Genomic DNA, 14,951 nt, shown 5'->3' on the forward strand with positions numbered 1-14,951 from the left:
ATCAGTCCTGAAGGGGGAGCGTCGGAGTGCGGGGGCGCAGCCAGCCACGCGGCAGCATGCGCGCCAGCGTGTCATCGCGCTGGAAGATGTGGTGATACAGGGCGGCTGATGCGTGCAGCAGTGCAAGGCCGACCAGTGTCCAGAACAGCAGTTCGTGCACGTTGCCGGCGAGCTGGCGCAGGTCCGCATCGCGCGTCACCAGTGACGGCAGATTGACCAGCTTGAACCACTGCAACGGATAGCCAGCGGCGGAATTGAAGGTCCAGCCGCTGAGCGGAATCGCGAACAGCAGGCCGTAGAGCAGCCAGTGGGTGACCGACGCGACCCGGTCCTGCCAGCGCGGGGTACCGGGCACCGCACGCGGCGCGCCGGCGTACAGGCGCCACAACAGACGCAGCGTCGCCAGCGCGAGGATCGTCAGGCCAAGCGACTTGTGCAGCGCGTAGATCTCGATCTTGGTCGGGCTGTTGCGCATGTCGCCCATGACCAGCCCGAGGATGCCGGTCGTCAGAATCAACGCCACGACCAGCCAGTGCAGCAGCTGGCTGACGCCGCCCCAGCGGTCGGGTGGATTGCGGAGCGTCACGGATTCGGCTCCGTCGGCGGGGCTGCCGGCGTGGTTTCGACAGGCGTCTCTGGGGCAGGAAGGTTGGGACCGGCCGCTTCATCCGCCTCCGCCGCATCGCCCGCATCCGCGCCGCCGCGACTGCGAGAGGCTTCCACTTCGAGTCGAAGCTCGACGGCGTCGCCGATCACCGACTTCCACGCATCGATGCCGAACTCGGCGCGCGACAGCAAAGCGGTGGCCGAGAAGCCCACGGTGCGACGGAACGGCGGCAGCGGATAGCGCTTGAGTGCGTTGAGCACGACCTGCAACGCGACTTCGCGAGTCTCGCCGCGCAGGGTCAGATTGCCGTGCACGATCGCGCGCTGCGCGTCGATCGGCTCGATGCGGGTCGAGACAAACGTCGCGACCGGATGACGCTCGCCGTCGAGCAGATTGCGCGCGAGCGTCGCCTGGTTCCATTTCGCATCGCCCAGATCGACGCGTGCGATCGGAATCGACACCTCCACCCGCGCGGTGCTCCAGTCGTCGGGATCGAACACGATCGTGCCGGTACTGCCCGACACCGTGCCGATCGCCTTCGAAAAACCGGCATGGTCGATCGCGAACTGCACGCGGGTATGCACCGGGTCCAATGCGTATTGCGCCGGCGCGGCCCACGCGGGCGCGCCGAGGCCCAGCAACAGAACGGATGGCAGGAAGAGCTGGCACGGCAGTCGCATCGGAGAGTCCGGATGGCAGCGGAGCGGGCGATCGTGCCGATTCTAGGCGCGAGCTGTCGGCACGGCGCAACTTGCGGTGGCAACGCAGCGTTGCGAGGATGCCCATCGGGACGCGCGTTCGACGCGCGGCAGTGCTGTACGGGGAGCGGGATGCGTGTTGCAGGGATGATGCTGGTGTGGCTGTGGTGCTGCCTGTGGGCCGGCGGCGCGTGGGCGCAGAACGGCGCAGTCACCGCCAGCATTCCGCAGCCGCGGCAGATCGGCGTGCTGGATGGGCTGCCGTCGAATCGCGTGAACGCCATCGCCGAAGACAGGCAAGGCTATCTGTGGATCGCCACGCGCGACGGACTGGCGCGCTACGACGGCGTGGGCTTCCGTGTCTGGCGCGTCGAGGACGGGCTCGGCGACAACTACGTCTGGGCGGTGCACGTCGATGCGCAGGACCGTGTCTGGGTCGGGACGCGGCGTGGTGGCCTGTCGATGCTGGATGCGGAGCGCACCACGTTCACGCGTTACAACCACGACACCCACCCCGAGATCGGTGTCGACGATGTCTGGGCGGTGATGTCGACGCCGGATGGGGCGATCTGGTTCGGGACTGCGGAGTCGGGTCTCTACCGGCTCGCGCCGGATGGCGGGCTGCGGCGTTTCCGTTCGGATCCGGACGACCCACGCAGCTTGCCGGCGGATGGCGTCAGCTACGTCGTGCCTGCTGCCGATGGCGCGCTGTGGGTGGGCACAAAGCACGGTGTCGCGCGATGGACAGGGCGCAATTTCGAACGTGTTGCGATTCCGGCAATCGCTTCTGGAATGGTCAACGGTCTTACTTTCGATGCAGTGGGTGATCTGTGGGTCGGTATGCCAGGCGGCGGCGTGGTGCGACGCGTAGACGGCCGCGCCGAAATGATGCCGGAGGTCGATCCGGTGATGCGTGCGCCCGTCTTGCATATGCTCGTCCAGGATCGCCAGGGCGCGCGCTGGTTCGACACGCGCAGCGGCCTCGCGCGTGAGGTGGATGGCCGTCTCGATGATGTGCCGCTTTACAGCTTCGCCAGTCGGGGACCCGTGCGACCGTCGTGGTCGTCCGCATTTCAGGATCGCGAAGGCGGGCTTTGGTTCGCGAGCATGGATGCGGGACTCTGGTATCTGCCTGCGAATTGGCGCAACTTTACCGTGCTGCAGCGGCGCGTGACGGATCCAACCACAGCGGCGAATGCGTTCGTGCACGGTGTGGCACCGGCTGCCGATGGCGGTTTCTGGCTTGTCGGCAACGGCGGCGTCCTCGATCATCTCGATCCTGGTACGGGTGTCATCCAGCACCGCCTGTCTCAGGTCTGCGGCCACCAGGCCAACCGTAGTGTCCACGAAACCAGCGACGGTATTGTCTGGATCGGTTGCTTCCGGCAACTGGTGCGCTTCGATCCGGTCACCGGCGATGTGCGGCGCTGGTACCAGGATGATGAAGACGCGCCTGCACCTGATGGTCAGCACATCGACACCATCGTCGAGCAAAATGACGGCACCGTCTGGTTCGCCAGTGATCTGGAGCTGCAAGCGCGTGCGCCTGACGGGCGTCTGATCGAGTCAATTCGAGCAGGCGATGGCCGAGGCATTCCGTCGCTGGTCCGGCCGATGACGATTGCGCAGGCGCCTGAAGGTGGAATCTGGCTCGCGACCACGCGTGGCATCTACGCGTGGAAGAGCGAGAGCCGCACCTTCGAGCCGCTGCCCGGCGCGCCACAGCGCACGATCAGCGCGATCGCGCAACAGGGAACGGACACCGTCTGGCTGGCGGGGCCGGGGACGCTGGAGGCCTATCACTGGAATGGCGCGCTGCTGACGCGGCAACTCGCCTTCGGACGTGCGAACGGACTGCCGCAGGTGATGCCCGGCGGGATCGCCGTCGACGCCAGCGGTACGGTCTGGATCACTACCGTGCGAGGGCTGGTGCGTCTGGATCCAACGACATCGCGCATCCGTGTCTATGGCGTGCGCGACGGATTGCCGAGCCAGGAATTCAGTGAACAGCACATCGGCGTGTCGCGCGACGGCCACTTCGCGGTCGGCACCGGCGAAGGGCTGCTGCTGTTCCATCCAAGTGACGTGCATCGACGCGACGAAACGCCTCCGCTGGTGATCGAGTCGATCGATCTGCGTCGCGACGACGACCAGGTCGACCTTCCGACGCAGGGCCCGATCGAGCTGCGCCACGGAGACCGTGACCTGCGCGTGGGCGCACGCCTGCTGTCATTCACCGATGCGCATGCCCACCACTACCGGTTCCGCCTGGAGGGGTACGAGTCGGAGTGGGTGGATGCAGACGTCACGGCAGAACGTGTATTCCCGCGGCTCGAGCCCGGGCGGTACACCCTGCACGTGGAGGCTCGGACCGAGGACGGCGAATGGACCGCATTGGCGCCATTGGCCATCCACCAGGCGCCACCGTGGTGGCGCACGGTCTGGGCGCTGCTGGGGCTGCTGCTGCTCGTGGGCTTCGTGCTGTGGTGGGTGGCCCGCGCCTATCGCGCACGTCTCAAGCGTCGCCATGCCTGGCAGCTCGCCGAGGACAAGCGCAAGCTCGCCGAGCAGGCCTCCCTCGCGAAAACACGCTTCCTCGCCACGCTGGGCCATGAAGTCCGCACACCGATGACCGGCGTGCTTGGCATGAGCGAACTGTTGCTCCACACGACACTGGATCCGCGTCAGCGCGGCTATGCCGAATCGATCCGCCGCGCGGGCGATCATCTGATGCGGCTGGTCAACGACGCACTCGATCTCGCACGCATCGAAGCCGGCAGGCTCGAGCTCGATCCGCAGCCCTTTGAAGTCGCGCGGCTGGTGCAGGATGTAGTCGCGATGTGCGCGCCGATGGCGCGGCAGAAGTCGCTGGGCTTCGACGTCGCCATCGATCCGTCCGTGCAAGCATGGGTGCTCGGTGATCCGGGGCGTGTGCGCCAGATCCTGCTCAACCTGCTGGGCAACGCGGTCAAGTTCACAGAGAGCGGCAGTGTCGGTCTGCGGGTGGATGTCGACGCGGCGGGCGCGCTGTGTTTCGTCGTCACCGACACCGGGCCGGGCCTGAGCAAGGAGCAGCGCGAGCGCCTGTTCCGCCGGTTCGAACAGGCCGAAGGCGCGCGCACCGCATCACGCTATGGCGGCAGCGGTCTCGGGCTCGCCATCAGCCAGGAGCTGTCGGCGACGATGGGCGGGCATATCGAAGTCGACAGCACGCCCGGGGAAGGCACGCGCTTCCGCGTGGTCCTGCCGCTGCCGGTGGTGACCGATCCGCAGCATCCGCAGATCGAGTCCGGCGTCGAGCGCATCACGTCCGCGGTCGGGCTGGAAATCCTGCTGGTCGAGGACGACCAGACGGTGTCCGAAGTGATTGCCGGATTGCTGCAGTCGCAGGGCCACGAAGTCGTGCACGTGATGCACGGCCTCGGTGCCTTGTCGGAGATCGCCACGCGCAGCTTCGATCTGGCGTTGCTCGATCTCGATCTGCCAGGCATTGATGGTCTGACCCTCGCCGGCATGATGCGCGCGCACGGTTTCGTCCAGCCGATGGTCGCGGTCACCGCGCGCGCGGATGCCGATGCCGAAGCCGCCGCGCGCGTCGCCGGTTTCGACGGTTTTCTGCGCAAGCCGCTGACCGGCGAGATGCTGTCCGACACCCTGGCGTGGACCTGGCGACCGACGCGCGACGACGATGAGCCGGATGCCGAGCTCTCCGGCTATGACGAGCGCTGACGCACGCTGAACCGCGGCAGCGGGCGCGCGCCGGCGTCTCATATCCCGCGACAGCGCGGTTGCAGGCTTGCCGCCTCGTGCACAAGCCGCTACCCACACTGCGCCCATGGCCGCCGCGTCCAATGATCTGATCCAGCTGCGCCCGGAAGGGCTGTACTGCCCCGCGGGCGATTTCCATATCGACCCGTGGCGCCCGGTGCCGCGCGCGGTGATCACGCATGGGCACGGCGACCACGCCCGCACGGGCATGGGCGCGTATCACACGACCCGGATCGGTCTGCCGATCCTCGAATGGCGGCTCGGCGAGCAGATCTACGCGGCGCACGAATACGGCGTGCCGTTCGAGATGGGCAGTGCCACGGTGTCGCTGCATCCGGCCGGCCACGTGCTGGGCTCGGCGCAGGTGCGCGTCGAGGTGGACGGCGAAGTCTGGGTGGCGTCGGGCGACTACAAGCGCCAGCACGACCCGACCTGCGACCCGTTCGAGGTCGTGCGCTGCGACACCTTCATCACGGAGGCGACGTTCGGGCTGCCGGTCTACCGCTGGCCGGACACGTCCGAGGTCGCACGCGACATCGTCGCCTGGCGCGACCGCTGCGCCGAACGCGGCGAGGCGGCGATTCTCTACTGCTACGCGCTGGGCAAGGCGCAGCGCGTACTGGCCGAACTCGCAGTGCATACCGACGAACCCGTGCTGCTACATGGCGCCGTCGCGACCGGCGTCGAGGTGTATCGCCGCGCCGGCGTGTCACTGATCGACACATTGCCGGTGGCCGACACCGACAAGGCCGCCGACTTCGCTGGCAAACTCGTCCTCGCGCCGCCGTCCGCTGCGGGTAGTTCCTGGATCCGCCGCTTCCGCCGCGCCCAGCAGGGTTTTGCATCTGGCTGGATGCAGATCCGCGGCAACCGGCGCCGCCGCAACTACGACCGCGGCTTCGTGGTGTCCGATCATGCCGACTGGCCTGACCTGATGCGCACCGTGCGCGAAACCGGCGCTTCGCGCGTGATCGCAACGCATGGCAACACCGACGCGATCATCCGCGCGCTGCGCGAGGACGGGATTGCGGCCGAGGCGTTCCGCACGGATTTCGGGGGCGAAGAATGATGGTGCTTCGCAGTGCGCCCGCTGCTTCCGGGCGGTCGATATGAAGCGCTTCGCACAGCTCTATCGCGAGCTCGACCAGAGCACCGCCACGCTGGACAAGCGCGCGGCGCTGATCCGCTATTTCCGTGAGGCGCCGCCGCGCGATGCGGCATGGGCCTTGTATCTGCTCTCGGGCGGCAAGGTTGCCAGTGCGCGCAAGAAGATCGCCAATACCCGCGAACTGCGCGAGTGGATCGCGGTCGAGTCGGGCACACCCGACTGGCTGGTCGACGACAGCTACGACCAGGTCGGCGATCTGGGTGAGACGCTGGCGCTGCTGCTGGGCGATCCGGCCGAAGCATCGCCGGACGTCGCGCTTGCGGACTGGATCGAGACAAAACTGCTGCCAGTCGCCAACAAGGACGTCGAGATCCGCCGCGCCGTCATCGTCGACGCCTGGCGCACGCTGCGTTTCGATGAGCGCTTGCTGTTCAACAAGCTGTTGACTGGCGCCTTGCGCGTCGGCGTATCGCAGCGACTGGTGCAGCAGGCGCTGGCCGAGCTGACCGGCATCGACATTGCACGGCTCGCGCAACGCATGCTCGGCAGCTGGGCGCCGACGCCGGATTTCCTGCGCGATCTGCTGTCGCCCGAGGAACTGCCCGGCGATCGCCAGCAGCCGTATCCGTTCTTTCTCGCCTCGCCGCTGGAGTCGGCATTGCGCGCAGAAGCGGGCCTGCCCGAAGCGGAGCCTGTCGAAGAGGGCGAGCCGACCGTCGCGCCCGACATCGTTGCGCTCGCCAACGATCCCGATGCCGTCGCGCGTGCGCTCGGTCCTATCGAGGACTGGCTGCTCGAATGGAAGTGGGACGGCATCCGGCTGCAGCTGCTGCGTCGCGATGGCGAGGTCGCACTGTGGTCGCGCGGCGAGGAGCGTCTGGATGGACGTTTTCCCGAGATCGAAGCGTCGGCGATGTCACTGCCCGACGGCGTGGTGCTCGACGGCGAACTCCTGGCCTGGCGCGCGGACGACGATGCGCCGCTTCCATTCACCGCACTGCAGACGCGCATCCAGCGGCTCAAGCCCGGACCAAAGACGCTGGCGGACACGCCGGTGCGCCTGCAGGTCTACGACCTGCTCGAACGCGACGGCGAAGACTGGCGCGCGCGGCCGCAGTTTGAGCGCCGCGCGGCACTAGAGACCCTGATCACAGCGCACGGCGATCCGCGCATCGTGGTGTCGCCACGTGTCGACGTCGCCGACTGGTCGTCGGCGGCGCAGTTGCGCGAGGAAGCGCGCGATCGCGGCGTCGAAGGCCTGATGCTCAAGCGTGCCAGCGCGCAGTACCAGACCGGTCGGCGTCGCGGCGACTGGTGGAAGTGGAAGATCGATCCGCTGACCATCGATGCGGTGCTGCTCTATGCGCAGGCCGGGCACGGTCGCCGCAGCACGCTCTACACCGACTACACCTTCGGCCTGTGGGACGGCGACACCCTGGTACCGGTGGCGAAGGCGTATTCCGGCCTTGACGACAGCGAAATCCTCGCGCTCGACAAGTGGATCCGCGCCCACACGCTGGAACGCTTCGGACCGGTGCGCTCGGTGCGCGCGCATCATGTGTTCGAACTCGGCTTCGAAGCGGTCAACGTGTCTAAGCGGCACAAGTCCGGCATCGCAGTGCGGTTCCCGCGCATCCTGCGCTGGCGCCACGACAAGCCGATGGCCGAGGCCGACCGGCTGGATACCTTGAAGGCACTGGCGCGATGACGCCACGCGCCACCCGCACGCGTGCATCTGAGACCGCGGCCGCCCTGCAGAATGAAATTGCGGAGCCTGCGACCAGGCGTCTGCGTGGCCCCGATGCGCCGATGCGCGAATGGTTCGAAGCGCAGGGCTGGACCGCTGCGCCGTTCCAGCGCGAGGTCTGGAAGCGCTATCTCGCTGGCGAGTCCGGCCTGCTGCAGACGCCGACCGGCAGCGGCAAGACGCTGGCCGCGATCGGCGGTCCGCTGCTCGAAGCGGTCGCGTCCATGCCGCGTGCCGAAGCACGATCGAAGCCGCGCAAGCGACCCGCAATCCGGCCGCCCGGCAGCCTCAAGGTGCTGTGGATCACGCCGCTGCGCGCGCTCGCCGTCGACACCACGCGCGCACTGCGGGCGCCGATCGAAGCGCTCGGGCTGGACTGGGTGGTCGCGATGCGCACAGGCGATGCGAGCGCGCGCGACCGGCGTCTCGCACGCAGCGGCCAGGCCGATGTGCTCGTGACCACGCCCGAGTCGTTGTCGTTGCTGCAGTCCTATGCCGACATGGCGCCACAGCTGTCGCAGCTGCAGTGCGTCGTCGTCGACGAATGGCACGAACTGCTCGGCAACAAACGTGGCGTGCTGCTGCAGCTGGCGCTCGCGCGCCTGCGTCGCCTGAATCCTGCGCTGCGGATCTGGGGCGTGTCGGCGACGCTCGGCAATCTGGACGAAGCACGCGACGCCTTGTTGCCGCATCTGCCGGACGCGCCACTGGTCGCCGGCGTCGCGCCGAAGCGGTTCACGCTCCATACCTTGCTGCCCGGCGAGGACGAACGCTTCCCGTGGGGCGGTCATCTCGGTCTGGCGCAATTGCCGCGTGTGCTCGAACGATTGATGGCCGAGCGCACCAGTCTGCTGTTCGCCAATACGCGATCGCAGGCCGAGCTGTGGCATCGCGCCTTGAACGCGGTGTGGCCCGAAGCGCCCGAAACCCTGGCGCTGCACCACGGTTCGCTCGATCCCAAGCTGCGCGCGGCAGCAGAAGACGGCCTGCGCGACGGCAGCATCCGTTGCGTGGTCGCGACGTCCAGTCTTGATCTGGGCGTCGATTTCCCTGCCGTCGATCAGGTACTGCAGATCGGCAGTCCGAAGGGCGTCTCGCGCCTGCTGCAGCGCGCCGGCCGCGCGCGGCATCGTCCCGGCGAAGCGGGGCACGTGGTCTGCGTGCCGACGCATGCGCTGGAGCTCGTCGAATACGCCGCCGCGCGCGCTGCCGTTGCCGCCGGCACCATCGAATCGCGACCGCCGCCGGTGCTCAGCCTCGACGTGCTGGCCCAGCATTGCGTCACGCTGGCGCTCGGCGGCGGCTTCGATGCCGACGCGCTGCTCGCGGAAGTGCGCGACACACACGCCTTCCGCGCACTCGACGACACCGCGTGGCGCGCGGTGCTCGATTTCATCGTGCAGGGCGGTACCGCGCTCGCGCACTATCCCGAGTTCCGCCGCGTCGTGCGCGACGAGGCCGGCGTCTATCGCGTCGACGACCGGCGCATCGCACTGCGCCATCGCCTGTCGATCGGCACCATCGCCAGCGACGGCTCGGTGCGGGTGAAGCTGATGCGCGGCGGGGGTCTGGGTTCGGTGGAAGAGAGTTTCATCGGCCGGCTGCGACCGCGCGACAAATTCCAGTTCGCCGGACGCACGCTGGAACTCGTGCGGCTGGAAGACATGACCGCCTATGTACGCGTGGCGAAGTCCGGCAGCGGCACCGTGCCGAAATGGTCGGGCGGGCGCATGGCGCTGTCGGGCACCTTGGCGCACGAAGTCGAGCGCCTGTTCGAAGCGCCACGCGATGTGCCGGAACTGCGCGCGATCGGACGCCTGCTCGATCTGCAACAGCGCCTGTCTGCATTGCCGGCGCCGGGTCGCCTGCTTGTGGAATGGATCCACGTGCGCGGCGGCCGGCATCTGTTCCTGTATCCCTTTGCCGGCCGCCAGGTGCATGAAGGCCTCGCGGCGCTGTGGTCGCTGCGCTGGGGACGGTGCCATCCCAACAGCTTCTCTTTCTCGGCCAACGACTACGGCCTGGTGCTGTCGCCTGCACAGGATGTCGAGCTCGATGTCGACGACATCGCCGCGCTGCTGACGCCCGAATCTCTACTCGAGGATCTGCGCGAGAGCCTCAATCTGGCCGAACTCGCGCGTCGCCAGTTCCGCGACATCGCCCGCGTCGCCGGTCTGCTGCCGCCGTCGCTGCCGGGCCGCGCGCCGCGTTCGATGCGCCAGGTGCAGGCGTCGAGCGGTCTGCTGTTCGATGTGCTGCGCCGCCACGATCCCGACCACATGCTGCTGGCGCTGGCCGAGCGCGAAGTCTTCGCCGCGCAGCTCGAAGTCGTGCGACTGCGCGAGACGCTGGAAGACTGCAGCGCGCGCACGCTCGCACTGCATCCGCTCAAGACATTCACGCCGATGTCGTTTCCGTTGTGGGCCGAGTCGCTGCGCGGCCAGCTCAGCACCGAGGACTGGCGCACGCGCGTGCAGCGCGCTGCGGCGCAGCTGGAGAAACGCAATCGTGGTTGAGTTGTCGGTGCCCGGCAGTCTCGGCATCACGCTGGCCGGCGAATCAGTGGTGCTGATGCCCGATCGCGCGCTGTGGTGGCCGCGGATGTCGCTGCTCGCGATCGCCGATCTGCATCTGGGCAAGGGCGATCATTTCCGCCGCGCCGGCATTGCATTGCCGAAGGGTGGCACTGCGCACGACCTCGATCGGCTGGACACCTTGATGACGCAGACCCGCGCCACGCGGCTGCTGGTGCTGGGCGATCTGCTGCACGCAGCCGTCAACGATGTGCACTGGCGCGACGCGTGGATGCAATGGCGCGCGGGCCGGCAGGCGCTGTCGGTGGAACTGGTCGGTGGCAATCACGATCGTGCACTCACCGCGCGTCCGGCTGCCGCCGATGCGCTGGGCATCCATCTGCATGGCGCCGCGCTGTCGTTCGCGCCATTCCTGTTCGTCCACGACCCGGCGCATGGCGCGGAAGCCGCCGGCTACCGGCTCGGCGGCCATCTGCATCCCGTCGTCCGCCTGCCCGGGGTGCCGCGCCTGCCGGCGTTCCTGTTCGGCGAATCCGCCGGCGTGCTGCCGGCCTTCACCGCCTTCGCCGGCGGCTGGCGCGTCGACCGCGAGCCCAGCACGCGCCTGTTCGCCTGCGCGCCGGACATCGTGGTGGACGTGTCGGGCTGAACTCAGCGCGCGCGGCGAAGTGACGCCGGCGGATACGGAAGCGCATGAACCGCGCCGCGGCGTTGCGGTTAGCATCGGCGCAGGACATGGGAGGTCTGTATGGCACCGACACCGAACCGGAACCGATGGCGCGCAGCCCGCGTGACTTGGCTTGCGTTACTGCTCGCGTGGCCGTTGCCGCACGCCGCTTTCGCCGCGGACGCAGCGGCGCCGCTGCTCGGCGGCTACATGCGCGAATCCCGGATCGTGTATCCGCTCACGGTGCAGGACTGGCACGCGCAGGGGGAACACCGCTACGAGCAGCCCGAGGCTGGCGTTTCCGTGCGCTATGCAAGTAGCGACGGCCACGATGCATGGCTGGACGTGTACGTCTATCCCATCGGCGAGGTCGGCATTGAGCTGCTCGACGCCCACATGGTGCAGACGGGCGGTGAACTCGAGGGAATCGCGGGGCGGGCGCATGGTCGGGAGATACGGTTCGGCCCGGTACAGGCCCATCGCATTCCGCTCGACGCAGTGGATGGCGACAGTGCGGATGGCGGATTGCGTTCCGCTGGCGGTCGCATGGACAGCGGAGATACGATCTTTCATACCGCGCTGGCGGTCGCGTTGCGGCAGTACTACTTCATCAAGGGTCGCTACAGCGTCGGGGAAGCAACGATGTCCCCCGACGCCGCGCTCGCGGCTCTGGCCGGGTTCCTCGAACAGTTCGTCCAGCGCGTCCGGATATCCAGCACCGGTGGCTGCGGTGCACCGCTCCCGGTCGTCGTCATCAAACCGCACGCAGCACTGCCTGAAAGCGGGTTGCTCGAAGTCACCCACGACGACCGCCCGCTTGCGGTGTTGACGGGCGACTATCGCGTATTCACGCATACACAGGACGATCCCGCCGTCTCGCTGCTGCAAGGGTCGGGCAGGATGATGCGCGATGCACGGTTTCCCGGCTGCGTGGGCGAATCACCCGTGGAGCCGGAGGTGCCCGATGACCATCGCGAGATCCGTATCGAGTACCGCGCGCCGCCTGCGACGCACGCGCTCGTATCCGTTGACTGATCTGCGATGGCGCCGCGCCCTGCTGCGCTGGCATGATAGGAACGATGGATGGGGAGGGGCCGCAGAAGCGGCCCGCAACAGGGAGCGGGAACCGGGGATGGCGGAATTCGTGAGTACGGCGCTGGGCTATCCCACGCTCGTGTACAGCATCGTGCTGGCGTTCTGCACGATCTACTGGCTGCTCGCGGCCACCGGTCTCGTGGACCTCGATCTGGACGGCCTCGATGCCGTCGAACTCGGTGAAACCAATGGTCTGGCCGGCATGCTCGGCCGTATCGGTCTGGACCGGTTGCCGTTGATGCTGGTCGTCACCTTGGTCGCATTCATCGCCTGGTTCCTGACCTATTTCGTGCATCTGTTCGTCCTCGGACAGTTCGCCGGCTGGCTGCGCTGGCTGGTCGGCAGTGGCGTCGCGCTGGTCGCGTTCGTCGCGTCGGTGTTCATCGCGTCTGCAGTGTTGCGCCCGGTGCGCCTGTGGCTGCTGGCACGGCGCACGCCGGCGCAGCAGTCGCTGCTCGGACAGGTCGCGGTGGTGCGGACACCGCTGGTGTCCGAGCACGTCGGCATGGCCGATGTCGACGACGGCGGTGCTGGCCTGATCCTGCAGGTGCGCGCCGATGCGGGCGCCGATCTGCGTCGCGGCGACCGCGTGGTGCTCGTCGACTTCGACGCCGCCACGCACGCCTGGCGCGTGCTGCCCGAAACCCAATACCGAACCCTTTGATCCCTCGGCCCGCGTCCGCGGGTCTCATGTGCAAGGAGCTGCAATGAGCGTTGCCACGATCGCCCCCTTCCTGATCGGCTTGGGTGTGCTGCTGGTCGCCCTGCTGGGCATCGCGGGCCTGTTCAAGGCCTTCTACAAGAAGGTCGACCAGGGCACCGCGCTGATCGTCAACGACATGAGCGCGCAGCCGAAGGTGCACTTCACCGGCGCGCTGATCATTCCGGTGCTGTACCGCGCCGAGCACATGAAGATCAGCCTGATCACTCTGCAGATCGACCGCCGCGGCAAGGAAGGCCTGATCTGCCGCGACAACATGCGCGCCGACATCGCGGTCGCCTTCTACCTGCGCGTCAACGAGACCCAGGCCGACGTACTGCGCGTGGCCAAGGCGCTCGGCGCCGATCGGGCGTCGGACAAGCACGCGGTCGACGAGCTGTTCAACGCCAAGTTCTCCGAGGCGCTGAAGACGGTCGGCAAAAAGTTCGACTTCACGGATCTGTTCGAGAAGCGCCAGGAATTCCGCGACGAGATCATCGCGGTGATCGGCAACGACCTCAACGGCTACGTGCTCGAGGACGTCGCGATCGACTATCTCGAGCAGACGCCGAAGAACGTGCTCGACCCGCACAACATTCTCGACGCCGAGGGCATCCGCAAGATCACCGAGCTGACCGCCTCGCAGAACGTGGTCACCAACGAGCTCGAGCAGAACGAGCGCCTGGCGATCACCAAGAAGAATGTCGAGACCCGCGAAGCGACGCTCGCCCTCGAACGCCAGCAGGCCGAGGCCGAGGCGCGGCAGAAGCGCGAGATCGACACCATCCAGGCGCGCGAGACCGCCGAAACCCAGAAGGTGCAGGAAGAGCAGCGCCAGATGTCGGAGAACGCGCGCATCGAAGCGCAGCAGCTGATCGACATCCGTGAGGAAAACCGGCTCCGCGAAGTCGAAGTCGCCACCCAGAACCGCCAGCGCGCCGTCGCCATCGAGGCCGAGCGCGTCGAGCGCGCGCGCAAGCTCGAGCAGGTCACGACCGATCGTGAAGTGCAGCTGCAGGGCGTGGAACGCGACAAGGTGGTCGAGCAGGGCCTGATGGATGTGGCCAACATCACCCGTGAGCGCATCACCATCGACCGCACCGTCGCGGCCGAGGAAGAGCGCATCAAGGAACTGCGTGAGGTGTCCGCAGCCGATCGCCTGAAGCAGGTCACCATCCTGGACGCCGAGGCCAAGGCGCAGGAATCGCTGGTGCGCCAGGTCAAGGAAGCCGAGGCGCGCGAGACCGCGGCCCGTCACCGCGCGGTCGAGATCACCACGCTGGCACAGGCCGAATTCGATGCGTCCGGGAAGCAGGCCGAGGCCAAGAAGCTGCTCGCCGAAGGCGTGCAGGCCGAGCGCGCTGCGCCCGGTCTTGCCGAGGCGCAGGTCAAGGAAGCGGGTGCGTCGGCGATCGAGAAGGTCGGCATCGCGGAAGCACGCGTGGTCGACGCAATGGCCGATGCCAACCTCAAGCAGGGCGCCGCCGAAGCCAAGGTGCTGGCCGAGCAGCTGGCCGCGCGTGCGCAAGGCGAAGAGCAGATGGGCCGCGCCAAGGCGACGGCGACCGAGTCGCTGGGCCTGGCCGAGGCCACCGTGATCGGCAAGAAACTCTTCGCCGAGGCCGAAGGCCTGACGAAGAAGTTCGGCGCGATCGACGCGCTCAGCGACACCGCGCGCGGGCATGAGGAATTCCGCATGACCCTGGACACCAGCCTGAAGCAGGCGCTGGCGGCGTTCGAGGCCGGCAAGGAAGTGTCGAAGGAGAATGCAGAGGTCATCGCGACTGCGTTGCGCAATGCCGATATCGATCTGATCGGCGGCGACGGCGGCATGTTCGAGAACGTGATCAAGGCGGTTTCGCTGGGCCGCTCGATCGAAGGCCTGACCGAGAAGAGCCCGATCCTGCAGGATCTGCTGCAGCGCTATCTCGGTGTGTCCAGCGCGGCGCTGCCTGCGGCGCGCGGTGGCGGCACACCGGCGCCTCGCGTCGTCGAGGGTGATCCCGCCTGAACCCGCATGCGGCCCA

10 protein-coding genes are annotated in these 14,951 nt (G+C 67.7%); 8 read left to right on the forward strand and 2 right to left on the reverse strand.

Annotated elements, in window-relative coordinates; translation table 11 throughout:
• Window position 1: 1 nt before the first annotated feature.
• Window positions 2-586 carry a cytochrome b gene (locus LU699_RS13565; RefSeq protein WP_232137097.1) on the reverse strand — a complete coding sequence of 195 codons (585 nt, stop codon included), beginning with the start codon at window positions 584-586 and terminating at the stop codon, window positions 2-4.
• Complete coding sequence (locus LU699_RS13570; protein WP_232137096.1) at window positions 583-1,287, reverse strand: YceI family protein; 705 nt, start codon at window positions 1,285-1,287, stop codon at window positions 583-585. The genes LU699_RS13565 and LU699_RS13570 overlap by 4 nt, the downstream gene beginning before the upstream one ends.
• 168 nt (window positions 1,288-1,455) lie before the next feature.
• Here LU699_RS13570 and LU699_RS13575 point away from each other — a divergent pair, with 168 nt between their 5' ends.
• The 8 genes from LU699_RS13575 to LU699_RS13610 all read left to right on the forward strand — a co-directional run bounded on the left by LU699_RS13575 (window position 1,456) and on the right by LU699_RS13610 (window position 14,935).
• On the forward strand, window positions 1,456-5,034 hold the full coding sequence (locus tag LU699_RS13575; protein ID WP_232580208.1) for a hybrid sensor histidine kinase/response regulator: 3,579 nt from the start codon (window positions 1,456-1,458) through the stop codon (window positions 5,032-5,034).
• A 106-nt stretch (window positions 5,035-5,140) separates the two neighbouring features.
• Complete coding sequence (locus tag LU699_RS13580; RefSeq protein ID WP_232137094.1) at window positions 5,141-6,142, forward strand: ligase-associated DNA damage response exonuclease; 1,002 nt, start codon at window positions 5,141-5,143, stop codon at window positions 6,140-6,142.
• A 40-nt stretch (window positions 6,143-6,182) separates the two neighbouring features.
• Window positions 6,183-7,889: a cisplatin damage response ATP-dependent DNA ligase gene (locus LU699_RS13585; protein ID WP_232137093.1), complete on the forward strand. Its 1,707-nt coding sequence runs from the start codon at window positions 6,183-6,185 to the stop codon at window positions 7,887-7,889.
• Window positions 7,890-7,990: 101 nt separating this feature from the next.
• On the forward strand, window positions 7,991-10,444 hold the full coding sequence (locus LU699_RS13590) for a ligase-associated DNA damage response DEXH box helicase (RefSeq protein WP_232137375.1): 2,454 nt from the start codon (window positions 7,991-7,993) through the stop codon (window positions 10,442-10,444).
• The gene (gene pdeM, locus LU699_RS13595; RefSeq protein WP_232137092.1) at window positions 10,437-11,111 is read left to right on the forward strand and encodes a ligase-associated DNA damage response endonuclease PdeM; all 675 of its coding nucleotides are present in this window, start codon (window positions 10,437-10,439) and stop codon (window positions 11,109-11,111) included. The genes LU699_RS13590 and pdeM overlap by 8 nt, the downstream gene beginning before the upstream one ends.
• A gap of 99 nt (window positions 11,112-11,210) precedes the next feature.
• Entirely contained in the window at window positions 11,211-12,164 is a 954-nt protein-coding gene (locus tag LU699_RS13600; protein ID WP_232580209.1) for a hypothetical protein, read from the forward strand.
• A 97-nt stretch (window positions 12,165-12,261) separates the two neighbouring features.
• The gene (locus LU699_RS13605; protein ID WP_232137090.1) at window positions 12,262-12,888 is read left to right on the forward strand and encodes a hypothetical protein; all 627 of its coding nucleotides are present in this window, start codon (window positions 12,262-12,264) and stop codon (window positions 12,886-12,888) included.
• A 43-nt stretch (window positions 12,889-12,931) separates the two neighbouring features.
• The gene (locus tag LU699_RS13610; protein ID WP_232137088.1) at window positions 12,932-14,935 is read left to right on the forward strand and encodes a flotillin family protein; all 2,004 of its coding nucleotides are present in this window, start codon (window positions 12,932-12,934) and stop codon (window positions 14,933-14,935) included.
• Window positions 14,936-14,951: the final 16 nt, after the last annotated feature.

The organism is Luteimonas fraxinea, assembly GCF_021233355.1.
Classification (GTDB): domain Bacteria; phylum Pseudomonadota; class Gammaproteobacteria; order Xanthomonadales; family Xanthomonadaceae; genus Luteimonas; species Luteimonas fraxinea.

Excerpts from the sequence above, each read along its gene's own strand:
- LU699_RS13570 (WP_232137096.1), bottom strand. The coding sequence starts at position 1,287 with ATGCGACTGCCGTGCCAGCTCTTCCTGCCATCCGTTCTGTTGCTGGGC.
- LU699_RS13575 (WP_232580208.1), top strand. The coding sequence starts at position 1,456 with ATGCTGGTGTGGCTGTGGTGCTGCCTGTGGGCCGGCGGCGCGTGGGCG.
- LU699_RS13580 (WP_232137094.1), top strand. The coding sequence starts at position 5,141 with ATGGCCGCCGCGTCCAATGATCTGATCCAGCTGCGCCCGGAAGGGCTG.
- LU699_RS13585 (WP_232137093.1), top strand. The coding sequence starts at position 6,183 with ATGAAGCGCTTCGCACAGCTCTATCGCGAGCTCGACCAGAGCACCGCC.
- LU699_RS13590 (WP_232137375.1), top strand. The coding sequence starts at position 7,991 with ATGCGCGAATGGTTCGAAGCGCAGGGCTGGACCGCTGCGCCGTTCCAG.
- LU699_RS13600 (WP_232580209.1), top strand. The coding sequence starts at position 11,211 with ATGGCACCGACACCGAACCGGAACCGATGGCGCGCAGCCCGCGTGACT.
- LU699_RS13605 (WP_232137090.1), top strand. The coding sequence starts at position 12,262 with ATGGCGGAATTCGTGAGTACGGCGCTGGGCTATCCCACGCTCGTGTAC.
- LU699_RS13610 (WP_232137088.1), top strand. The coding sequence starts at position 12,932 with ATGAGCGTTGCCACGATCGCCCCCTTCCTGATCGGCTTGGGTGTGCTG.